Source organism: Halomonas sp. McH1-25 (assembly GCF_022348165.1).
In the GTDB taxonomy this organism is placed as follows: domain Bacteria; phylum Pseudomonadota; class Gammaproteobacteria; order Pseudomonadales; family Halomonadaceae; genus Modicisalibacter.
The window spans coordinates 713913-735333 of the sequence record NZ_JAKRFI010000001.1 but is presented as its reverse complement, the minus strand read 5'-3'; the positions used below and the strand labels follow the sequence as shown (position 1 = coordinate 735333).

Below are 21421 nucleotides of genomic sequence, written 5' to 3'. Positions count from 1 at the left end.
GGTCGAGCTTGGCGGTCGCGGTCATCACGTGCCTGCTTGTTGCCGTCTATGGACCGCTATGGCTCGTCGTCATGGCGATTCTTGGGTTCGTGGCGGCATCGTTACGGGAGCGCCGGAAACGGCGGGCCTGGCAGTTACGCTGGGTGCCGGGAAAGGAAGGTGGCTGGCAGCGCCGTGAGGGGCAGTCCGACGCGTGGTGCAATGTCTCTCTCCGCCACACTTATCTGGGGCCCTGGCTCATCGGCCTTAACGTGGCCGGAAACCACTACTGGATATGGCCCGATAGCGCCAATGCCCAGGCGCGCCAGGCTCTGCGGCGGGTATTGATCTGGTCAGCCTCGTGAAATGCGAGAGGGGCTAGGTGCAAGTCGATGGTCTGGACAGTCGCGATTGTAGTGGAGGCCGCGCGATTCGCGCCGGTCACTTGCGACCTTCAAGGTCATTTCAGCAAGATTCAGCATATGGCGCAGCCGGAACTGGCCAAGGCTGGCGGCATTCTCCAACTCCAGAGAATCGCATTGACGGTATAGCTGCTGCAGGGCCTGACGTCCTGCGGCCAGACCCGCGTCGCTACGCACAATCCCTGCTTTATCGCTCATGATGCGGCGTATGCTCTGCATTGCATGGCTGAGGTCTTCATGAGATGAAGCGGTCGCTGGGCGGTTCGGCACATTGACGGGAGCGGTAGGCGTATCGTTTCCGGTTTGGCGTAACGTACGGGCCGCCGAGCGGGCATAGACCAAGCATTCCAGTAAGGAGTTGCTGGCCATCCGGTTGGCACCATGCAGGCCGGTACAGGCAACCTCGCCGATTGCATAAAGGTGGGGGATGCCAGTGGCACCGCTGGCATCGGTGGCGATACCGCCGCAGCTATAATGTGCCGCAGGGACCACTGGAATCGGTTGGCGCACAATGTCCAGACCACGGCTCAGGCAATGAGCGTGAATGGTCGGGAAGTGCTCACGAATCGCTTGGGCGTCCAAATGAGTCACATCCAGCAGAACATGTTCCGTTCCACTTCGTAGCATTTCGCCATGGATAGCGCGGGCTACGATGTCCCGTGGCGCCAGTTCGGCTCGTGCATCGTAATCGGGCATGAAGCGTCGCCCATCGACAGTCCGCAGCAGGCCTCCCTCGCCGCGGACCGCTTCGCTAATCAAAAATGGCGTCCCAGCAGGATCGTAAAGGCAGGTGGGGTGGAATTGCTGGAATTCCAGATTCATCAGCGTGGCGCCGAGTTCGGCGGCCATGGCCATGCCTTCTCCACATGCCGGCGCAGGGCTGGTGGTGTGCAAATATAAGCCGCTGGCACCCCCGGTGGCGAGTACGGTGTCGTGCGCAGTCATTGCGAATGCCTGGCCATGCTCATCCAGGCAAAAAGCACCGCAGCAGCGGCCATGGCCATCCCTGAGCAGTTGGACCGCGTGCAAGTCGTGGATGATGCGAATGCCGGAAGCTTGACGGGCCCGTGCTGTCAGCGTGTCGATCAGCGCCTGTCCGGTCGCATCGGCAGCATGAATGATGCGCCGTGCACCGTGGCCGCCCTCGCGAGTCAGGTGGTAAGGAAAACGCGCATCCGGCGAAGCATCCTGACTAAACGGCACGCCTAGCGATATCAACCAATCGATCGCCGCGTGGCCATGCTCCACGCTAAACCGCACCGCGCTCGCGTTGCACAAACCGTCGCCGGCAATCAATGTATCCTGGATATGGGCCTCGATCGTATCCCGGGGATCAAGGACTGCGGCGATACCGCCCTGAGCCCAGCGACTGGCGCCCAAGCCGGTCGAGACCGGGCTGAGTAGCGTCACGTCACGGTAATTGGCTGCCTCAAGAGCCAGGGTCAGGCCGGCGACGCCGCCGCCGATGATGAGTAGGTCATGCTCGCTACGCATTATGCTTGCCGGTCCCGGTAATTTCGTTGAGTTGTCTATCGAGGGCAGGCCCATGCAATAAAACCGGCTGAAGGGCAGGTGGCTGGCCGTATCGGAAGCGGCTGATTGGATACGCGGCAAGCCTGGCCGACGAACTGCCGGCAAGACCGGCATGTAATTGCAGCATTATTCTGCTACAGGGCCCAGAAAATGCCAAGGCGACTAGTTGCCAGTGGGTAGACCGGGGGAATGTCAGCCAAAAAAAACCAGCGCCAAGGAGGACGCCGGTCGATGCTTAAAGCGAGTGTGCATAGCGGTGAGGGGATCCTTGGCAATACTGGCTAGCTTCCTGCCGTTAGTTAATGCCTCCCTTTCCTCGGGTCCGTTCATCCTGAACGCGCAATTCCATTTACTGGCGGCCTTCCTGGCCGCTGCATACTGCACGTTTTCTACCTTAGCCGTCATGTCTGGCGGATGCAAACATGAGGCGTGACATGGGGCGTCTCCGTACCGGCCAGGGCATGTTACTCTGAGCAGAATGGCGAACGGCAATGGATTGTCAGATGACGAATCAAGAATCACAACAGGCACCCGAAGACCTCGAGGGGCTGCTGGACTATCTCGAAGAGGCGGGCAAGGAAGTCGACGCCGACTCGGTTAGTGTGGAAACGATGATCAATGCCGTCGGAGTCCGCTCCTTCGGGGCGATGTTGCTGGTGCCTGGCTTGCTCACCTTTTCTCCGCTCAGCGGCATTGTCGGCCTGCCCTCGTTATGTGGCCTGCTAGTGTTGTTGATCGCCGGGCAGCTGCTGGTAGGCAGAAAACACTTCTGGCTACCTCGCTGGCTGTTGAAGCGCTCGTTACCCCGCAAGCGGTTCCTCAAGGCGCTGCGCTTTCTTCGTCCTGGCGCACGCTGGATCGATAAGTTGCTCAAGCACCGTCTGACGATGCTGACTCATGGGGCGGCGGCATGGATCGTGGCTGTAATTTGTATTCTCATAGCCCTAAGCATGCCGGTGCTGGAACTGGTGCCGTTTGCTAACAGTTTGTCGGGTGCCGCCCTTGCCGCCATCGGGTTGGGACTGATTGCACGTGATGGCTTGCTAGTGGTTCTGACCGTCGCTGTCTATCTGATTGGTCTCGGGGCGATCATCTATCAGTTCATGTGAAATCTCTTCGCTAAGGCCTCGCCACCTCGTCATCTTTCTACAAACGAAGCCTAACACTGCCGACAAGGAGGGATTGCACGAAGGATGTCGGCCGTGCGTCTGTTTCCCTGCCAAACAAAATTAGCCGAAAGTATGATGGTGTGTAACTGCATCGTTTGCTGATCGCTTATATGCTGCAGGGTGCGCTTACACGAAAATACACAGGGAAGTGAAATGGTACGCATTGTATTGTTAGGTGCGCTGTGCACCGGAGCCTTGGTCTTGTTCATGGGCTTGAACTCATCGCCGCCCAAGGGACAAGCAGATCCTATGGCGGATTGGGACATGCGGCAGGAGATGCAAAAGGCATCGGATATTGAGCATAACCGTTGGAAGCGGGAAATGGTTGTGGAAATCAGTTTGTAGGCAAGTTTCGTTGTGCCTGACGGTTGGATAAGCCGCCGAAAGAAGGCGGCTTCGCCTTATTTGGTGTTAGCGGAGGCGGTGCGTAGGGAGGGCGATGCGCTGAGGTGAGCGTCAATCCGAGCAAGGAAGCGGTAAAATACGGACCAAGGTTGTCGGTTGACACTTTGTTGACACATTGGCAAGGGAAGATATGGGAGAACCAAGGCGGGGGAGGTAAGTGCCTGATTCTTGGTGCCCGGAGCCGGGCTCGAACCGGCACGGAGTCAACCTCCGAGGGATTTTAAGTTCGAAATTCGCTAATATGGGGCTGCGCTTGCAATGCGGTTTCCCGTTAAAACAATAACTTAGCGGCATCCGATGTTTCTAATACCTGCATCTATACCTACCGTTTTGCGACCAAAGCGCGACCAGACGAGTATCACGCGGCATGGCATCATGCCAGGTGGTATTCACGCGGGAGCCTTTTATGTCGCAAAGCATTGTGCACAAGCATGATATTGATCATTCGCTTATCGCAGATCTAGAGGAGTGCATTAACTACGGCCATATTGAGGAGCTGGCCGAGGATCGTGGTGACAACTGCGAGATCAGATGGATAACGAAGGAGCTTATAGCCAGCCACCAAGGGTTATCGATGCACATTTATGCTAATGAACACCCGCCTCCCCATTTTCATGTCAAGATAGGTGGCGAGGAAAACAGCTTTACTATTCTCGGGTGCGAGCCGCTACATCCGGAAGGCGGTTTGCGAAAGTATTTCAAGAACATCAAAAAGTGGCACAAGAAAAACAAGGGGATGCTGGCTGAGGAATGGAACCGGACACGCCCATCTGACTGCGTTGTTGGTGAAATTCGCCTATGAGATTTGCAATATTCGCTTTCCTTGCGGCCCCCGCGCTTGCCCTGGCCGACTACGGTAGCGCTACGGTCGATGAGATCGTGTCGTTTTACGATGGTGATACGCTGACGGTATCCGTACACGACTGGCCACCAGTGATAGGCGAGCGTATCAAGGTCAGGATTGCCGGCATCCAGGCGCCCGAGAGGCGAAGCCGCTGCGACACCGAAGCCGAGAAGGCGAGGGAGAAAGCCTTGGCGGCAGACGCCCGAATCTATCTTGTCGAGCGCCTGCGGAGTGCTGAGAGTGTGGAGCTACGCCACATTGAGCGCGGGAGCTTCTTCCGACTGGTTGCCGATGTGTACGCCGACGGCGAGGACGTAGGACAGGAGATGCTGGCGAGAGGGCTGGCGATACCCTACGTCGCGGGCGAGGGCGGCAAAGCATGGTGCGGCAGGTGATCCATGCTCATCCATCAGAGCCCGGCAATACGCCGAATCGCTGAGAACAAGATGCGCCGCATGGACGAGGACGCCCAGCGCTACCGCCGCACGCAATGGCGGAAAGCACTGGAGCGCAAAGGCTGGCGTAACGCCCACCGCTTCCCCGCCCCTCAAGGCGACTGGATCGAATACCACGCGCTATGGAAAGGCTGGCTGTACTCGGGCCGGTGCCGGCTATCAGACTTCGACTGGCACGACTGGGACAAGCCAGGGACGCATGTGTACCTGATCAAGCGGCTATTCGAGGTCGAGGAAGCGGTGTGGCGGAGGACGCGAAAGGAAGTAGCAGGGCAGGTGGTGCGGCGGTTTACCAGTTAATCGCGTTGGCCTCATCGATAGTCGTAGCCGCTGCAATCTGATCCTCGAGCTTCTGCCGCTTGCCCGTTGCAGCCCCTGACGCCGCTATCCACGCATCCGCCTTGGCGATGATGCGGCTCACCAGTTCGGTTTTATCCATGCTTCTAGCGGTGGCGATGGCATCGATCAGCGGCGTGGATGCGGTGGCGTCGGCCTGATAGGCCCTTGCCTCGCTTTCCTGTTTGTCCCACGTCTTGGTTTCTGCGTCGGGATAGTCGGCGAGAATGGCGTGCATCTCGGCGCTTAAGCCGGCATTGATGCGGACGGTGGCATCAGCCTTGGCCTGCTCCAAAGCGGCGGCGGCTTCCTCAGCGGTGAAGTCGCGCACTTCCCACGTCTGATGCCACACGCCTGACGCATCCGGCGCTGACTCGCCCTGCGTCACCACGTCGCCCGTAGGTCGTGGCGCTTCATGGATGCGCGGGTAGCCCAGTGAAGCCATGGTTTCATCGGGCGGGTTACTCGGCAGAGAGATATTCGGCAGCGCGCGGCGGACTGCGGAGAGAGAAACGTCACGGCTATTTGCTAGGTCGCGGTACATTATTAAAACTCCGCAATTTGAACAAAGTAATCTGAAGATCCCGAATCAGCTAAACGGTTTACGCTAAAACTCACTCCATTGTTGGATATATTGGGCAAAAATGCCGTACCAACATTGCTTGAGTATTGCGTAGAATTTAACGATGCAAAAATCATTGTTTTTAAGCTGTCGTAACCTTCGCTGCTTGGAATATCCGTAGAAAATGAATTGCTCGGAATTGATATTCCGGCGTGTCGAGTAATTGTGACAGATTTTGCGAATTGTATTATTTGATAGTTTATTAAGTACCTGTCATCTCCATCTATCCTCGAAAACTCCGCTCCGCTCTGAGATATACTTTGAAGCCTAGGGATTCTTGAGGTTCTAAGGTTTGAGTTGGTTGTTGATAAGTTAAAAATAACAAAAGCTGAATCTGGGTCTTCCAAGATTATTCCTGGGGTTGCAATTGTTGTCGTGCCGTCCCCGGGCATTTCTATGCTTCCGCTATGTACAGCTAAGATCTGGCCCATAGCCCCTCCCATTAATAGTGCTTCAATCATGCCCGCGCCCTCGCGTTACCCGTCCACTCGACGCCATCCCACATCAGCACGACGCGAGTGAATGCAGCCCCCAGCTCTGGCGCGACGCCTTCATCCCAAGTGATGCTTGCCGGCCACGTCACGGCGCTATTGCCGCTGATATGCACCACAACAGTCATCGCTCGATCAAGCCCCGGCTCGTTAGCGAAGGCCAGCGTACGAGACACGGAGGCATCGACGCGGAAGACTTGCTGCTGGGCGAGATCGAGAGTGGCTGTAACTGATGCGCTGGCGAGATCGTAGCGGTTGAAAGCCAGCGCACGCGCCCAATCCGCTGAAACGCCAGGCTCGCTAGTCGTTACGTCTGCGAGATCATTGAGCAGCACCCATGTCGTGCCGCTGTGATAGACGCTGGCCGGTACGCTGAGCGCCCCGGTAAGGTCGGCCCATTCCCCCTTGAAGTTGGCGGAACTCTTGGCCGCCTGCTCTGCATTCTGGGCTGTGGTCGCGGCAGATTCGGCGGCTTGGCGATCCTCGTCCACGGCGGTGAACGTGGTATCCATCCAGTCGATAGCGGTCTGAGTTTCGCTGACGTTGGTTGACTGCCATGCAACGTGGGCGTCTGCGCGCTGAACGAAGGTATCGGGGTCATTGGTGCGCTGTGGAGCCGGTGGCGGCGACGTGAGCGTAGGTTTTGCCATTAGGTCAGCCCCTCAATTTCGATTGAGCATTCGGAGAACGAGAAGTTGTCGATGATGATGTCGAAGTCGCGGTAATAGCCGTAGACGAGTAGCGCGCCGTAGGTTTCATGGCCTGACCAGACGACAGGCTCAGCCCGGATGCTGCCGAGCAGTCGCTGAACGTAATCAACACGGTTCTTTTCAACGATCAGGTCGAGACTCATCCGCTTGGAGTAAGGGCGCTTGGTGATCAGGAAGCGTCCGAACGGGTCCGTCTCTTTGCGTGAGTAGTCGATGATGCCGACGCCTGCGCCGTAGCGGGTGCCACCGAGATCGCGCTGTGTGCCCGGGATAGCGAGACTGCATGCCGCTGGCGAGGCAGGGCTATTGATGCTGATTGTGAGCGTTGCTGTGCCGTATGAGGGAATGTCGGTCAGCACGACATCAGAGCGGCGCTCGATGGGCTCGAAGTAGTAGGCGTACCAGTCGGTAATGCCCTCGGTGGAGACGAGGTTTTCCGTGTGACTGTAGACTTCGCCCTCGGTCGCGTCGGTCATCGTGACGCTGAGCGAGTTGCCGTTGAGGCCAAAAAAAGCCAAGGAGTTGATTACCTGCCCTGGCTCTATCTGGACTTGGATGCCTTGCCCCGATCCGTCAGGGAAGGGCTCGCTGCTCTCCGTCGAGGTGCCCACCACGCCATCAAACATCGACCAGCGGTTGGTCGCACCCACCTCTAGCCATGCCGGCGTATCGCCACCTGTATTGTCTGGCGGATATTTGCCCGTCGAGTCTGCCAGCGCCTCGTAGATCATGTGAACGCCAGGGTCCGTCACCATGACGCGCTGCCCAGCCGTGTACGCGGTCGTCGAGACCCATTCCGCCTCATCCGTTTCCGGCACATTGCTGGACAGCAAGCGATCATCCGTGATCGCCAGCGGTCGGATTATCTTCATGCAAAGTCTCGCTCTTTAGGCATGCCTTCGCCGTCCCAGCGCTGGAGCTGCTTGGTGGACTGGCCGGTGTTTTTAGCGATCTGGTAGAGGGCGTTTCGTAGGTACTCGTTGTCCTTGCGCAGCGCTTTCAGCTCAGCAACCACGCCACCCATGTCGAGCATCGAGCTGGTCTGAGATGCGCTGTAGATGCGTGACGGCGGGGTGTACTCAAGCTCCGGCCCTTGCTCACCAACGAGACGCCAGCCACCGGTATGCAGGCCGCCAGACGCAAAGCCGGGAATGTTCTCGTCCTTGCCCCACTTGGCGTAGTGCTCGGATGCGGACAAGCCCGCCTCAGCAAAGGCTGCGTTGACTTGATCCACGGTCCAGTCCGTACGCCCCTCATACCCGATGGTGTTGAGTTGCGCCGCTTTGGCCGCGAGATAGTCAGTGGTGTTGGAGCTATTGACCGGGTTGGTCTTCGTGCCGTCGGTTGCCAGCGCTGTACCTAGCGCGCCGGCCAAGGCGGCCAGTGCATCAGGAATGGTCAAGATGCTGCCGTTCAGCGTTTCCAGCCATGACTGCTGGCCCAGTTCGGCCTCAAGCTGCGCCGCCTGGTTGGCCAGCATGTCATCCAGCCTCGACACCTCGCCGCGATACTGCTCCTCGGCTTGGCGCATCTGCCGCTCAAGTGCCAGGACAGACTCTTCCTGGCTATCGAGCTGGTTATCTGCACGATCCTTGAGGTCGGCAATCAAGCCGCTCGTGGTGTACAGGTCGCGCTGATAGTCGGTGAACGAGCTATACAGGTCCGTGGACTGCTGAGATACGACTGACAGCGCGCTATCCATGCGCTCCTGATCACCCAGCCCACCGGAGGCCACGACGCTGCGCAGGTAGTCCTGTGCAGAGCTGTAGGCCGCCATGCTCGACTCGGACGACAGGCCGCGCAGTGACGAGAGCGTATTGCCCAGCGAGCGGGATAGCTGCTCGGTCGTCTGCATCGCGTCGTTGATACGGACGATGTTGTCCTGGATGCTCTCAGTCGTGGCCTCGTAGGCATCGCGCAGCATGCCCTGCTCTGCGCTGACTGCCTGCTCGAGCGCGCCATAGGCCGATTGCACGACGCCAAGCACGCTGGCTGCGACGGCTTCACGTTGAGCCTGCGCTTGCTGCTGTGCCGCTTCCGCCGCTTCCTGTGCCGCTGTGCGCTGCTCTTGCATGCCACTGATGTACTGCTCCAGACTCGGCACCAACTGCAGAATCGTCGCGTACTGCTCCTGGCCTGCCTCGGTCATGAGGTCGAGGCCTTCGACAATCGAGCGCACGCCTGACGCGGTATCCGGCAGGGCATAGCCCATGTCGGAGAACGTCGCGGACAGGTCGGACTGCAGGTTCGCGAAGCGTTCCTGCTCGCTGTAGAAGGTCTCGTAATACTGGCTTTGCAACGAGGACAGGTTCTGCACGCCGCCGACCAGCTCAGCCAGGCCACCCGCTGCATTCAGCGCACCGCTTGCCGTCGCATCGAACTGCAACCCGAGACGATCCACGCTATCGCCCAGCAATGTGACAGCCTGCGCAGACGACAAAATGGCTTGAGTGGCCGCCTCGATGTGTGAGCCTGAGCCCAACGCATCGCGGAACTCAGCGTTCATGTCAGCCGCGACAGCCTCAGCCATCTGAGCGCCGACGTTCTCGACCTGCAGGCCGCCAATCAGGCCCTTGACGAGGTTTTCGTTGCTCAGCCCTGACAAGGCATCGGCGAAGATCGAATCGGTCGCCTCGACCACCGCAGACAGGCGATCATCGACAATCGAACCAATGTTCTTGGTCTTGTCAGAACGCCAGCCGTCGAGCGCCTCTTGGGTCTTCTCGAGCTGCGCCGCTGTCATGACCGACGCTAGCTGGTTGTCGATCTGCACGAACGACGAAACCATATCGACCAGCGCGTCATCGTCGGTCTTCTGCTTTGCCGTGACACCGACATAGCCTAGGGCGGACTGTTGCAGCATGCCCTCGTAGCGGCCATCCTCGCCGTAGACATCGTCGCCGTCAGGCATACCGGCAAACGAGCCAATCTGGCCGTAGGATTTACGGTCGGAGCCGAATAGCGAGTCGCTAATCTCGCCCATCGCGCCGCCGAGCAGCATGCCGGCAACGGCACCAACCGGGCCGGCAGCCCAGCCAAGAGAGCTGAGATAGGTTGACCCAGCAGCCATGCCCAGCGATGAGCCTACGCCGCCCAGCGCGGAGCTGTACTGGCCATCGAAGATTGCGCCGGCACCAACGCCACCGAGAATACCCGCCGCGCCGTACTGCCAGTTCGGTACGCTGCCGGCGTTGGCAAACACGTTACCCATGCCGGTCTTGTCGGACATATAGCCGCCAGCCTTGGCGAAACCTGTTCCGACGCTGTTGCCGCCGAACATAGAGGTGACGTTGCTCGCCGCCTGGTTAAGCCCGTTCGAGAACGTAGCTTCGCCATTCGGGCCTGTTTGGCCGGTCATCGAGCCCTGGATTCCGACGAGAATCGGGTTCAGCGTGGCCTGCGTGGCCATCTCGGCGAGTCCGCGAGCGAATACCCGGCCCACGTCTTCCATCGTGACTTCGGTGCCGGTCAGCAGGTCAGTCAGCATGTCGCTGTACTGCTCGCCAACACGGCCGATGGACTCGACGGCGACATCTTCCAGGGACACGAAGGCGTCTTCTGCCTTCTTGGCTGAGCCGCCGACCGCTAGGCCATACTCCTCGGCCCAATCTCCCGCGTTCTCGTAGCTCTCCGCCAGGCGCTGCAGAGCATCCGCCTCGCTATCGATCAGCCAGGGCATCTCTTGCGCGATACGCTTGATGAGCGCTTGGCTTTCGGCGTATTCGCGCTGGGAGGCAACGACGGGGTAGAGGGCGTCTGCGAGGGATTGGGCTTCGCTGGCAAACTGCTTGGCTTCCTTGGCAGACTCTTTCAGCTCGCCAGACAGCGAGTCGCCAGAGTTGCCATTACCGCCAAGCAGTTTGGTAATGCGCTCCACCATCTCGTCAAATTCAGACAGAGCTTTGCTTGATTCCTGCGACCCATCCTGAAGTTCTGTCCACCACTGCTTGATGGATTCAGCAGGGTTGGAATTCTTTAACTCTTCCAGCTCGGCTGCGTTCTCATCGACCATCCGAGAGATGGACTCACGGAGCTGATCGACGCCTTCGCGAGACACTGTGAAGTCAACGGACTCGCCAAAACCTCGCGCAGCCTCAGCGGCGCGCGCGAAGTCATCTGATAGCGGCCCCGGCAGACTGGATGCAGCTTCGAGAATACCTGCGAACTTGTCGATCACCCATCCAAGCGCCTCGCTGAGCGGCTGCAACGCGCCATTGATAACGTCGATGGTGGATTGGCTGATCCCATCCATGCTATCGACGCCGGCAAGGGCAAGCTCCAATACCTGCTGCTGGACGTAATTGAAGCCGAGACGCAGTGTCTGGGCATAGTCAAGAACAAATAGGATTCGGTCCGCTACAGCACCTAGATAGCGATCCCCGTATTCGCCAAGAGTCTCCAGTGCCGTCGCTGAGCCGCCGAAGCGCTCCTGCAAGTCTTGAGTGGCGAGCGTGGCCATCTCAATGCCATATGTCAGACGGCTTATAAAGCTTCCGGCTAAAGACTCGCCACCTGCATCACCAATAGCAATGCTGAGGCGGTTGAAGGCGTCACCCAGGTTTGACGCTTGGCCAGACAGGGTGTCCATTTGGCGAGCCATGCTACCGGCAAAATTCTCTTGCCCGACCTGGATCAGGTATTCCTCAATAGCTCCCGCTGTGCGCTCGATGACCTCCGTCTGTCCCCGGAACGTGACAGCGACCTTCTCCCCTTCCGCACTTGCACGAATACCGAATTCTTTGAGGCGCTCGAACTCGCCGACAGTCGCATCGGCAACAGCCTCGACCATATCCATCATGGTCTTGTTCATGGAGGCAGCCGTGTTGCCGTAAGAAACCAGCGCCTCGCGAGACGGAGTAAGACCAAGAGCGACAAGGCGGGTAAACCCGTTGATCGACTGGTCGAGAGTGAAGGGGGTTTGCTCGGCGACTTCCAGCAAACCCTCGAAGGCGATACGCGCATTTTCGGCGCTGCCTGTCACTGTTTCCAGGCTGGCCTGCATGGTTTGCGCTTGCGCAATGTTCCGGTAGACAGGGATCAGTGAAGCGGCGGCCGCTGCCAAACCCAAAAACGCACCTTGTGCAGCAAGCGCTTTAGATCGAAGCTGTTCGAATGAGCTTCCAGCACCCAGTGATCTATCGCGCAATTGCTCAAATGCAGAACCAGTTTGCACGGATCTGTCGCGTAGCCGTTCAAAAGCTCCGGACGTCTTGTTGCCAGCGCGTTCTACGCGCTGCATGGAGTGTTCAGCTTCCTGGGCGCCGCGTCGTGCCCCGGAGGCATCAACTATTATGCGTTGGACGTACTCTGTGGCCATATACTTTCTCCGAGGCATGAAAAAGCCCCGCTCAATGGCGGGGCTGTTTTTTCTGCTGTACTGCTTAGAACTTGCAGTAGGTTCGGCCTAAGTCATGGAATCCTTCTCCATTGGAGACCTTAACAATATCGATTATGCGGATGATCTTTGGATCTAGTTCGCCCGATGCGTGGGCTCTTGCCACTTCGCATACATACATGGCATACCCATCACGATTAGACCCGTTATCCAGCATGCCGACATAAATGTTGCCGGTATCAGTTAATAGTAGATCCTTGACCTTTGCCTCTTGAGCCATTTCTTCAGCAAAGCCCTGCGCATCGAATTTGCCATCTGCCCAGGCAGTAAGGCTTACTCCTGCGCCAAACAGCAAAGCCGCCACCCATTTGCTCATACTTCCCCCTTCCTGCTCATTTCTCTTTCTTTTTGATTACACCGTGCATCAAGCGATTCCTGTGGTCGCGCGCTTTCAGGTATGTGTTGACAGCCTCGTCAAGCTTCTTGATGGCTTCGAGGGCGTCATCATCCATATCCGGCGCATCTTCATCGTCTTTTGCGAGATTGACGTAACCCAAGCTCTTGGCGAGCCGATCCACGACCTCGGCATTCAGAGATCGGTGGTTGCGGTCGGCCTCCTCCTTAAGCTCCTCGTACAGGCTGTACGGTAACCGGAACTGGGAGCGGTAAATGTCGTCTTTACTCATAGTGACAGCTTGACACTATTTTAAGCGCCTCGTATAGTGACACTGTGTCACTAACCAAGGAGGTCGCCATGACACAGTACCGAACTCAGGTTCGCTTCCCTAGCAAGGAGCTTGCGCAGCAGGTCAAGCAGCGAGCCAAGGAGCAGCAGCGTTCGATGAACGCTCAGCTAATCCGCCTGATAGAGCTAGGCATGAAATATGAGCAACAGTCAACAAACGCATAATGAAGAAGCCCCGAGCGTTGCAGCGCCCAGGGCTTCGAGTGACCACCCAACCACTACGAAAGGTGACATCATGAATTCTACCACCAATGCCCAATGCAGCAACGTCCAGCAGCCTACAGTTGTGCCTTTCCATGGTGCCAACCTCTTGCTCGTCGAGCATGACGGTCAGCCATACACACCTATGAAGCCAATTGTTGATGGCATGGGCTTGGACTGGCGTGGCCAGCAGGCAAAAATTAAGGCAAATCAACGTCGTTGGGCAACCGTGGAGATTTCCTCCATAGTTGCGGCAGATGGTAAAAAGCGCTCTATGATCTGCATGCCGCTTCGTAAACTGCCCGGTTGGCTTATGACCATTATGCCCAACAAGGTAAAAAGCCTTGTGGTGAGAGAGAAGGTCGAGCAGTACCAAGATGAGTGCGACGACGTTCTGTGGCGCTACTGGAACGACGGGGTGGCTGTTAATCCGCGTATCACACTTACCCCCGAACACCAGCACGGCCTCCATCAAGCCGTGAAGCAAAAGGCAATGCAGGCCGCCGAGCCCATGCGGCGCAAGGCTTTCTCTCAGCTCTGGAATCACGTTAAGGACCATTTCCAGGTAGCCCGCTACCAAGATATTGATGATAGCCGCTATACCGAGGCGCTTGGAGCGGTCATGTCATTTGAGCTTGAGGGTGACTGGCTTCCTGCCGAAGGGAAGCGCTCTGCTGAATTTAGTGACGACGACTTGAGCGATCTCTACATATTGCTTTGCCATGTTCATTGGATTCACCGCCATTGGAGCGAGTTTCGGATAGAAGAAGCGCTCCGGATGATGCAGTCACCGGCTCCTGCCTATATACACGAACACATGAGCATGGCGAACACCTTTAAGAATCGCCTTGCCAAAGCGAAAGGCGAGTTACTGGAGGCCTCTCGTCAGCGCCTTGGACTGAATTACGGCTTGTTCCCCATCCACTGAGAGAGCTTGCCCCGGTGATCTGGGGCAGCTACAGGAGTAAGCAATAATGCATCCTGAGCTTAAGACGCCATGTGTCGAGTGGTTCGGCAATATCAATAACAATGGCTATGGTCGAATCTGCATTAAGCGCCAAGTGCAATTGGCGCACCGCGTATCCTACTGCCACCACAACAATGTCAATATCAGGGATATTGAGCATCTCGTCATTCGTCACCGCTGCGACAACCCTCTTTGCATCAATCCTGAGCACCTAGAGCCAGGGACGCGCACAGACAATGCCAGGGACAGAGTGGAGCGCGGCAGAGGCCATCGCGGAGAAAGAACGGGCGGATCACTTCTTCGTGAAGATGAAGTGCGAGATATACGCAAGCGAGCAGCCAACGGAGAATCGCAATCCTCTATAGCCAAGCTGTACGGCGTAACCTCAAGCGCAATTCACTACATCGTAAGCAGAAAGAATTGGGCCTGGCTTGACTAGCCGCTCTGCGGCCCGCGAGCGTGGGTCGCACTCAACCATAGCTGTCTCCGAGACACAGGTAATAAAAAACCCGGCACGATGGCCGGGTCTTGGTAAGAGTTGTTTCGTCTAACTAAAGTTGTACTTCCTGTCGAAGCTCTCTTGTCCCATCGCAAGGAAGTAAATGCACTCGCCGAAGGCGATAAGCATGGGAATAAATGTCCAGCAGAACAGCAGGTAAATAATGCCTAAAAGGATATTGCCCAAGTAGAACCGGTGAAAGCCGAGCCCGCCCAGGAAGAATGCCAGTAGCGCAGCTACCAACTTCGACTTGTCGCCGGTCTTTACTGATGACGCGGCGCCGCAGTGAGGACAGCTCCTGGCTGTCTTGTGGATCTGCTTTCCGCAACCATGGCAGTAAATCATGTTCGCCGATGGAACTGTCTGCGCGCTATGGGCCTCTTCGCTTCTTGAGGGTGATAGCTCTACCTGTTGATCTGACATACCCATGCTCCGTTGAAAATAGAAGATGCCGATGTAATATCGGCAGGGGAGATTATTGTTTTAGCTAGCGAGCTTATCATTAAAGTCCGCCCTGAGCTGACGCCAGAATGGTGATGCCGGTTAAACGCAAGGTAAAACCTTGGGCAATGAGCAAGCTCTATCAGGAATCCCCAACCAGCTTGGCTTTTGCTTTTGGCAGTCGCTCACGAATGCGCTTCGCTCGCGGGCTGCCCGAAATGTTAACGCCGCGATGCTGATTACCCTGGCGCCACGCCATGAAGTCATCCTCCATAGCAATCCAGCGCTCACAGACTGAGACCTCGCCAGAGTAGTCTTTCGCTTTGCGCGATAAGATAGCAGCGCGCTCGAAGTAGTAAGGCTCTGGCGCGAGTTTCATCTCACCATGTGACCAGTACATATTCTCAACCGCACGGCAACACTCAAGCATCTTATCAACGTCATGCTTGTGGCTTTCTGCGTACTCGTAGATCGGTTTGCCATCCACCTTGGACTGTTTACCCATCGCCTCTACGATGCTTACAGATGACACTCCAGCTCTTTCCGCGCTAGCCTCTTGGGCATGGCGTTCTAGATTCTCAAGCGCCTTGTCTTGAGAAGACTTGGAGCGACTCCCGGGCAAAAGCCGCCTCAGAAAGCCCAACATCACTGCGCCTCAGGCTCGCTGCGCTTCATGAGATCCTTGAATGACTCTTGCACAAATCCGTAGAGATCCGGATGCGCGCTAAGAACGTCATGCGCAACGCGAGGAGAATAGGCGATAGGCTCTTGAGATTCGCTGTCTACGACACCTTCCCAATCGATGAGCACGTAGTGGCTAAAGAAGTATCTTGGCCCGCCCGCCGCTAACAGAGCGAGATCATGAGTCTCGCTTCTTTTGGTCAGGAATTCTTCCATCAAATCAGCGTGCGGTATGCAAATCAGAAAGCGCGCGCCCTGGTATTCATACCATTCGTGCGGCGTCTTCCTTAGTCTGATCTCAAACCCCATGCTTCCCCCTGCGCATCATTATCGTTTACGCAAGGTTACACCTTAGGAATGGGGAGGGTGAAGCAACAATCAATAGGCGTAAGGGCGCACGCAAGCATTGCGTAAAGCATGCTTGCACATGAAGGCCAGCAGTGACAATATGCAAGCATAGACAAAGGAGATGCTTGCTATGACTGATCATCACTCCAAAGGCGGAAAGGCTAGGGCGTCCACTCTCTCAGCAGAGCGCAGAAGCGAAATTGCCAGAGAGGCTGCGAAAAAACGCTGGAATCGCGATCTTCCTTATGCCCCCCACATTGGAACAATTCATGTTGGCGACTCATCCCTTACTTGCGCGGTTCTAGAGGATGGAACCCGCGTTTTGACTCAGAGCGACATGATGCGAGCCTTGGGTCGCGCTCGACAGGCGAAGGGGCGGAGCTTCTATGATGCTGACGTCAATCTACCTGCATTTTTAACCGCAAAGAACCTAAAACCCTTTATTTCCAACGACTTGTACGTGACGTCAAGCCAAGTTGAATTTCGCCTGCCTTCAGGGCAGATGGCCTTTGGCTATAAGGCGGAAATGCTGCCACAGGTGTGCGAGGTATACCTGAAGGCCAGGGATGCAGGCGCCCTAAAATCAACACAGCTGCACGTTGCCAAGCAGGCTGACATTGTTATGCGCGGCCTTGCCAGCGTTGGTATCGTCGCCCTTGTTGACGAGGCAACAGGTTACCAGAGGCATAGAGCATCTGATGCACTCGCCCAAATTCTGGAAAAATTCATAGCCAAGGAGCTCCAGCCGTGGGTTCATACGTTTCCACAGGTCTTCTATGAAGAGCTTTTTAGGTTGCGGGGGCTGGAGTTCCCAAAATATACGGTAAAGCGTCCTCAATATTTTGGCCACCTCACTAACGACATCGTTTACAAGCGACTGGCCCCTGGCGTTCTCGAAGAACTCAAACAGTCAACGCCAAAATCACCTTCCGGAAAGCTCAAGCATCAAATGCACCGCAAGCTGACACCTGACATGGGGCATCCGAAGCTAAGGGAGCATTTATCATCAGTAGTAACAATAATGCGGCTGAGCACGGATTACGAAGACTTCAAGCTGAAGTTGGACAGGCTCCATCCTCGTTTTGATAACAGCCTTCCTTTAGATTTGAATGACGTTAACTTTTAAGAACCAAGCCCCGGCTACGGTCGGGGCCCCTAAGTCGACGATAAGGCCGTTTTTGCGGCCTTTTTTGATGCAAGTCACTGATTCTACAGGGTTACTAAGTGTCGACGACCTCGGCGCCCTTATCCAGCCTGACCATGACGCAGAGGGCGGGCTGGGGATGTGTTAAGCCTTGGCCAGCCCAGGGGCGACTACCCTCGTAGCCTTGAAGGCGAAAGGGCCGCCAAAGCAGCCCTTTCATCTTGTCCATCTAGCGCTATTGAGGGAGATTATCCACTGTAGTGATCGCGCTTTCTCTCTGGCTCATTCGCGGGGCGAACAACAATCTTTGCGAGGGCGTGAATAAGCTCTTGATCGACATAACTATTTTTGCCGTAGAAACCAGCGTCCGCGCGCATAATGGAATGCAGCGGTGACGCAAGGACCTCGTTAATGCTCCTCTGGCGCTGCTCTTCCTCCTGGCGCATACGCTGCTCTTCCTGAAGCCTTTGCTCACGCTTCTCGGCGTCACGGTTCTGCAGGCGTCTGAGGCATACAAAGCCCACAACCAAGATGAGTACGGCCAGAGCGGATAGCGCAAGCACGGCAATCTGCATGGGTTCCATAAGCTGCCTCCTTACCTATCTCTCTTGCGTAAATATAGCTTAAAAGCGATCCACATAGCGATGGACACGCAAATTACGCCGCCAGCGGCTTGCCAAAGCCCTTGCGCGATATAGCTTTTGCAAACGTCCGGGCCGAACCCGCAAGCGCCAAACGCATCGCGAAGACCGCCTATAAACAGCTCTGGTATCGCACCTACGACAATGGCCAGAACAACCAGTTCACCTATGACATCGCCCAACTCAAGCGACGGCTTCTTCTCTGGCGTTGGGTTCTCCGGCATCGCTTCCTCTGTTGCGGCTGATGACCTCTGTATGGCTAGCAAGCATACCAAGGCGTCGCTACATGTGAAGCAAAACATCCCCAGCCTGTGCCTGTACGCATTGCCAGATGCGTCTCTAGTCAAAACTGCTTAGCCTGCTAGTTCCACCCATAACCAGAAAGGTGCGCAGGATGGGCATTCGTTTTGAATTTGACGATAGCGTAAGCGATTCTACTCGCGAGGCGTTGAAAAATAAGAAGAAAGGTCTACTAATTGATCCGGCGAACATACTCGCAGGCGACCTGGTGCGACTTTTCCCTGAAGGTAGCGACGAAGGCTACACATTTCGATGCGTTGCCCGCAGGCATGACCTAACCCCTGACGGGGCCAGCCATGAGGACGATGACGAAGGCGGCAATCCAATACTTACCTTCATCTTGGGCTCCTTATAATCTTTCGCTCGGGCGAGCCTGCAATGACGGGCTCGCTTCATAGCCACTCAGAGAGTTTGCGTTTTTCGCTCTTGCTGTTTCACCAGCTTCTCCAACAGCCTACGAATCTCTTTTAGGTCTTTCTCGATCTCGGTCATATCTATCTCCAAGCCCCGTCCTGCGGGGCTATTTACGCTTCGCCTGCTCTTCAAGCCAAACCGCATCCATCGCGCGGATCACAGCCAGGAACTCGTCAGGCTCGGTAACGATGTCCACGAACTCGGCATAGGCCTTGATTTCAGACACCGGTATGCCGCCCACGCCCATGCCTGATTGTCGGGAAGGGGATAGGGCGGAAAAGGCCTGCATGTACCAGCGCTCCGTTAGATCAAGCTCGGGGCGGTCCAGCAGGGCCTGTGGTGCATAGCCCCGCTGTTCCTCAATGGCCAAGAGGAAGTCGATCTTGTCCGCCCACTGCATGTTCCAGCGTAGCGCCGTCGTTACTTTTCCACGCGCTCCTCGAGCGCCTCCTCCTTGTAGTTCGCCACTCGGCTAGCATAGGAGGACACAAAGTCTCGAAGTTCGGGATCTTTGCTCAGCGCGAGATAGGCGTTGTCTACGCTGTATGTCAGGTCCTTGCCGGTCTCAGGGTCGGCAATGTCGCCCTTCTTCCAGTCCACCAGCAGTGCCTCAGCCATCGCCTTGAGCGTGATTGCGTTACTCTTCTCGACTGAGATTTCTTTGCGGCGATGCGGGCGAAACAGGCGCTCCAGCGCCTTCTTGTAAGTCATGCTCTCCGAAGAGGCGATCTTGAGCTCGGGGCCGAAGTCGTCGGTCCATACGCCTGACTCGGCTGCATCCTGCTTGAAGCCACCACCAATCTGATACTTAGCCATAATCTATTACCTCGGGTTCCGTTATCGTTCCGTTAGAATCAAGAGGCGGCCAAGGACACGGAACTAACATCCAAGGCCGCCAAACCGTTAGCTGCGAACCAGCTTCAAGGAGGTGCCGGCCACGCTGTCGTAGAGCGCGGTGTAATCGGCGCTGATCATTACGTCCTGATCGAGCCCGCCAGATTGCGGGGCCTGTACGGTCAGATGGATGCGGGGCAGGGTGAAGGTGTAGGTGTCCGTGCCGTCCGTGACGGAGAACTCCAGCGCAACGTCCGCTTGGTCGAGCGACTTCTGATACCAGGCGAAGGACTCAGCCGAGAGATAGGCCTGGATCGTGCCGGTGATCGCCGCCGTGCCCTTCTTCTGATCAACCGGAGCGTCGTGGCCGATAGCCTCAATGGCCCGCAGGTTATTGTTGAGCTGCAGGGAGATGGACTGGATCTCGATGCCTGAAGCGGTAGAGCCGTCGATGCTGATCGAGGCAATATCGGTCGAGGCGTTCAGGACTTTCGAGGTCGTGGCAGCAGCAACAGTCCCGGCGCCCACCAGCGAGGACGCGACCGACTCCGAGCCGTTGCCCGCGAAATTGAACGAGCCCGTCAGGATCTGCCCATATTGGAAATTCAGGCTCATCTGACCAACGCGCATACCTCGGAAGGCTAGGAACTTGCCCTCGTCGGTAAACTGCTTCTCGATGGAGAACGACTTATCCGCCGTACCGATCAGCAAGGTGTCGGACCCAACTGTTGGCGTGTCGGCGGCCCAATTATTGGCAAACGCCCCGGAAATCAGGTCATCGAAGGTGCCCGTGGACAGCTCGACGCCGATGTCGCCCTGGACCTGTAGGCCGGTGCGCGTCATGTCGGCCGTCATACGGTCGGAACGAATCTCGCTCGACGTGACGGTTTGCGGTGTGCCGGACAGGGTCTCGGATGTGTAGCGCAGCGTCTGCCAATTGGCAGAGTCTGCAGGGGTCGCGCCATAGGCTGTTTCAGGCACGACGATCAGTTTTACGCGATTGCTCTCGCTCATTGCTTAACCTCGCGGGGCTTTCTGAATGCACAAAAAAACCCGCTCGAGGCGGGCTGCTTGTTCCGTTGGGGGACAGTTAAATCGTGGTTCGGTAGGGGATGTTGACGTTAAGTTGCCACCATCCGTCCTGCTCACCGACGACGATCACGTTGGCCGCGTCGGTGACAACGCCATTGAGGCGCCTGTTTTCCATGTGAGCGGTTAGCGAGTCAGCGATACCGAGCGATTCCAGGCTTTCGGGAGAGGCCCCGGCTTCCAGTTCGCCAAATGACTTGGGCTTGACGAAGACCTGGAGCATCAGAACTCCAGGGCGGCGGGGCTGGGGGCCGCTACCAATTGAAGTATTGGCAGCAGGCGCTGGGCGAAGAATGCATGTCACCCAAGGATTGCCATTAGCCTTGGCGGTCTCGACGTCCCCATCATCTGGGTATCCATAGAACTGAATAGGATGCTCAGCCCACTGCGTGAGACGGGTTACCAGCTCAGTCCGGATGGTGGTGTTGTTCATGAGCCGTAACGCTCCTTCAGCGTAATGTCTGCCTCGGCATAAACCCCATGCGGGGCCTGCTGAGAATGCCCATGCTCTATACGTCCTGCGTAGGGAGCCGAATTTTGTATGTACACAAGCTCCGTATCACCATTTATTAGGCTGATTACCGCCTCGCCTTGATCAATGGTCGCCTGGCCCTGTTTATCCTTTCTGCTCTCATCGAATTCATCAGCTGGGGAGCCGATGCTTACGCGATGATTCCCCTTGTATGCGCCGTCTTGGACAGGGGAGTGATAAATCACTTGCTGCAGCCCAAATGAAGCCATGTCCTTCATCTGCTTCGACAGCCCAGCCTCGACAATATCCATGAACTCGCTCGGCTTCTTGTCCCACGCCATGAG

28 protein-coding genes are annotated in these 21421 nt (G+C 56.7%); 11 read left to right on the top strand and 17 right to left on the bottom strand.

Translation table 11 applies throughout. From position 1 onward, the window contains the following. The first annotated feature begins 8 nt into the window (after window positions 1–8). Entirely contained in the window at window positions 9–344 is a 336-nt protein-coding gene (locus MHM84_RS03860; RefSeq protein WP_239262621.1) for a hypothetical protein, read from the top strand. Here the strand turns inward: MHM84_RS03860 and nadB are convergent. Continuing rightward, window positions 333–1895, bottom strand: coding sequence for an L-aspartate oxidase (gene nadB / locus MHM84_RS03855; protein WP_239262619.1), 1563 nt, complete (start codon window positions 1893–1895; stop codon window positions 333–335). The two genes, MHM84_RS03860 and nadB, sit on opposite strands and share 12 nt — an antisense overlap. A 542-nt stretch (window positions 1896–2437) precedes the next feature. Here nadB and MHM84_RS03850 point away from each other — a divergent pair. The 5 genes from MHM84_RS03850 (at window position 2438) to MHM84_RS03830 (ending at window position 5107) form a co-directional block, all read left to right on the top strand. After that, a complete protein-coding gene (locus tag MHM84_RS03850) occupies window positions 2438–3043 on the top strand; it encodes an exopolysaccharide biosynthesis protein (RefSeq protein ID WP_239262617.1) in 606 nt (201 codons plus the stop codon). Window positions 3044–3256: 213 nt separating this feature from the next. Then, complete coding sequence (locus tag MHM84_RS03845) at window positions 3257–3448, top strand: hypothetical protein (protein ID WP_239262616.1); 192 nt, start codon at window positions 3257–3259, stop codon at window positions 3446–3448. Between the two features lie 466 nt (window positions 3449–3914). Then, a complete protein-coding gene (locus tag MHM84_RS03840; protein ID WP_239262614.1) occupies window positions 3915–4310 on the top strand; it encodes a DUF4160 domain-containing protein in 396 nt (131 codons plus the stop codon). Next, window positions 4307–4747, top strand: a complete 441-nt coding sequence (locus MHM84_RS03835; protein ID WP_239262611.1) for a thermonuclease family protein — start codon at window positions 4307–4309, stop codon at window positions 4745–4747. Before MHM84_RS03840 ends, MHM84_RS03835 begins: the two co-directional genes overlap by 4 nt. A 3-nt stretch (window positions 4748–4750) precedes the next feature. Then, window positions 4751–5107, top strand: a complete 357-nt coding sequence (locus tag MHM84_RS03830; RefSeq protein WP_239262609.1) for a hypothetical protein — start codon at window positions 4751–4753, stop codon at window positions 5105–5107. Here the strand turns inward: MHM84_RS03830 and MHM84_RS03825 are convergent. From MHM84_RS03825 to MHM84_RS03795, 7 genes are all read right to left on the bottom strand, one after another. Beyond that, window positions 5097–5687 (bottom strand): hypothetical protein, encoded by a 591-nt coding sequence (locus MHM84_RS03825; RefSeq protein ID WP_239262607.1) that lies wholly within the window; start codon window positions 5685–5687, stop codon window positions 5097–5099. The genes MHM84_RS03830 and MHM84_RS03825 overlap by 11 nt on opposite strands. A 2-nt stretch (window positions 5688–5689) precedes the next feature. Then, window positions 5690–6226, bottom strand: a complete 537-nt coding sequence (locus MHM84_RS03820) for a hypothetical protein (protein WP_239262605.1) — start codon at window positions 6224–6226, stop codon at window positions 5690–5692. Next, complete coding sequence (locus tag MHM84_RS03815; protein ID WP_239262603.1) at window positions 6223–6906, bottom strand: hypothetical protein; 684 nt, start codon at window positions 6904–6906, stop codon at window positions 6223–6225. Before MHM84_RS03815 ends, MHM84_RS03820 begins: the two co-directional genes overlap by 4 nt. Further along, window positions 6906–7838: a hypothetical protein gene (locus tag MHM84_RS03810; RefSeq protein ID WP_239262601.1), complete on the bottom strand. Its 933-nt coding sequence runs from the start codon at window positions 7836–7838 to the stop codon at window positions 6906–6908. Before MHM84_RS03810 ends, MHM84_RS03815 begins: the two co-directional genes overlap by 1 nt. Next, the gene (locus MHM84_RS03805; RefSeq protein ID WP_239262599.1) at window positions 7835–12205 is read right to left on the bottom strand and encodes a hypothetical protein; all 4371 of its coding nucleotides are present in this window, start codon (window positions 12203–12205) and stop codon (window positions 7835–7837) included. The genes MHM84_RS03810 and MHM84_RS03805 overlap by 4 nt, the downstream gene beginning before the upstream one ends. A gap of 142 nt (window positions 12206–12347) precedes the next feature. Further along, on the bottom strand, window positions 12348–12677 hold the full coding sequence (locus MHM84_RS03800; protein ID WP_239262597.1) for a hypothetical protein: 330 nt from the start codon (window positions 12675–12677) through the stop codon (window positions 12348–12350). Window positions 12678–12693: 16 nt separating this feature from the next. Continuing rightward, complete coding sequence (locus MHM84_RS03795) at window positions 12694–12987, bottom strand: Arc family DNA-binding protein (RefSeq protein ID WP_239262595.1); 294 nt, start codon at window positions 12985–12987, stop codon at window positions 12694–12696. 68 nt (window positions 12988–13055) lie between these two features. On the opposite strand from MHM84_RS03795, the gene MHM84_RS03790 reads away from it, so the two are divergent. The 3 genes from MHM84_RS03790 (at window position 13056) to MHM84_RS03780 (ending at window position 14653) form a co-directional block, all read left to right on the top strand. After that, complete coding sequence (locus tag MHM84_RS03790; protein ID WP_239262593.1) at window positions 13056–13211, top strand: Arc family DNA-binding protein; 156 nt, start codon at window positions 13056–13058, stop codon at window positions 13209–13211. Between the two features lie 70 nt (window positions 13212–13281). Continuing rightward, window positions 13282–14175: a phage antirepressor N-terminal domain-containing protein gene (locus MHM84_RS03785; RefSeq protein WP_239262590.1), complete on the top strand. Its 894-nt coding sequence runs from the start codon at window positions 13282–13284 to the stop codon at window positions 14173–14175. 46 nt (window positions 14176–14221) lie between these two features. Then, window positions 14222–14653, top strand: coding sequence for a hypothetical protein (locus tag MHM84_RS03780; protein WP_239262587.1), 432 nt, complete (start codon window positions 14222–14224; stop codon window positions 14651–14653). Between the two features lie 108 nt (window positions 14654–14761). Here the strand turns inward: MHM84_RS03780 and MHM84_RS03775 are convergent, their stop codons facing one another. The 3 genes from MHM84_RS03775 to MHM84_RS03765 all read right to left on the bottom strand — a co-directional run bounded on the left by MHM84_RS03775 (window position 14762) and on the right by MHM84_RS03765 (window position 16144). Then, a complete protein-coding gene (locus MHM84_RS03775) occupies window positions 14762–15136 on the bottom strand; it encodes a TM2 domain-containing protein (protein WP_239262585.1) in 375 nt (124 codons plus the stop codon). Between the two features lie 160 nt (window positions 15137–15296). Further along, window positions 15297–15800 (bottom strand): hypothetical protein, encoded by a 504-nt coding sequence (locus MHM84_RS03770; protein WP_239262583.1) that lies wholly within the window; start codon window positions 15798–15800, stop codon window positions 15297–15299. After that, window positions 15800–16144, bottom strand: coding sequence for a hypothetical protein (locus tag MHM84_RS03765; protein WP_239262581.1), 345 nt, complete (start codon window positions 16142–16144; stop codon window positions 15800–15802). Before MHM84_RS03765 ends, MHM84_RS03770 begins: the two co-directional genes overlap by 1 nt. Window positions 16145–16313: 169 nt before the next feature. Between MHM84_RS03765 and MHM84_RS03760 the strand changes: the two genes are divergently transcribed. Beyond that, window positions 16314–17309 carry a P63C domain-containing protein gene (locus MHM84_RS03760; protein ID WP_239262579.1) on the top strand — a complete coding sequence of 332 codons (996 nt, stop codon included), beginning with the start codon at window positions 16314–16316 and terminating at the stop codon, window positions 17307–17309. Window positions 17310–17575: 266 nt separating this feature from the next. Here the strand turns inward: MHM84_RS03760 and MHM84_RS03755 are convergent, their stop codons facing one another. After that, window positions 17576–17911 (bottom strand): hypothetical protein, encoded by a 336-nt coding sequence (locus MHM84_RS03755; RefSeq protein WP_239262577.1) that lies wholly within the window; start codon window positions 17909–17911, stop codon window positions 17576–17578. A gap of 451 nt (window positions 17912–18362) precedes the next feature. Between MHM84_RS03755 and MHM84_RS03750 the strand changes: the two genes are divergently transcribed. Then, window positions 18363–18623, top strand: coding sequence for a hypothetical protein (locus MHM84_RS03750; protein WP_239262575.1), 261 nt, complete (start codon window positions 18363–18365; stop codon window positions 18621–18623). Window positions 18624–18788: 165 nt separating this feature from the next. Here MHM84_RS03750 and MHM84_RS03745 read toward each other — a convergent pair whose 3' ends face one another. From MHM84_RS03745 to MHM84_RS03725, 5 genes are all read right to left on the bottom strand, one after another. Then, the gene (locus tag MHM84_RS03745) at window positions 18789–19082 is read right to left on the bottom strand and encodes a hypothetical protein (protein WP_239262573.1); all 294 of its coding nucleotides are present in this window, start codon (window positions 19080–19082) and stop codon (window positions 18789–18791) included. Between the two features lie 20 nt (window positions 19083–19102). After that, entirely contained in the window at window positions 19103–19498 is a 396-nt protein-coding gene (locus tag MHM84_RS03740) for a hypothetical protein (RefSeq protein ID WP_239262571.1), read from the bottom strand. Between the two features lie 87 nt (window positions 19499–19585). Beyond that, complete coding sequence (locus MHM84_RS03735) at window positions 19586–20530, bottom strand: phage tail tube protein (RefSeq protein ID WP_239262568.1); 945 nt, start codon at window positions 20528–20530, stop codon at window positions 19586–19588. Between the two features lie 76 nt (window positions 20531–20606). After that, window positions 20607–21038 carry a phage tail terminator-like protein gene (locus tag MHM84_RS03730; RefSeq protein WP_239262565.1) on the bottom strand — a complete coding sequence of 144 codons (432 nt, stop codon included), beginning with the start codon at window positions 21036–21038 and terminating at the stop codon, window positions 20607–20609. Further along, window positions 21035–21418 (bottom strand): hypothetical protein, encoded by a 384-nt coding sequence (locus tag MHM84_RS03725; protein WP_239262563.1) that lies wholly within the window; start codon window positions 21416–21418, stop codon window positions 21035–21037. The genes MHM84_RS03730 and MHM84_RS03725 overlap by 4 nt, the downstream gene beginning before the upstream one ends. Window positions 21419–21421: the final 3 nt, after the last annotated feature.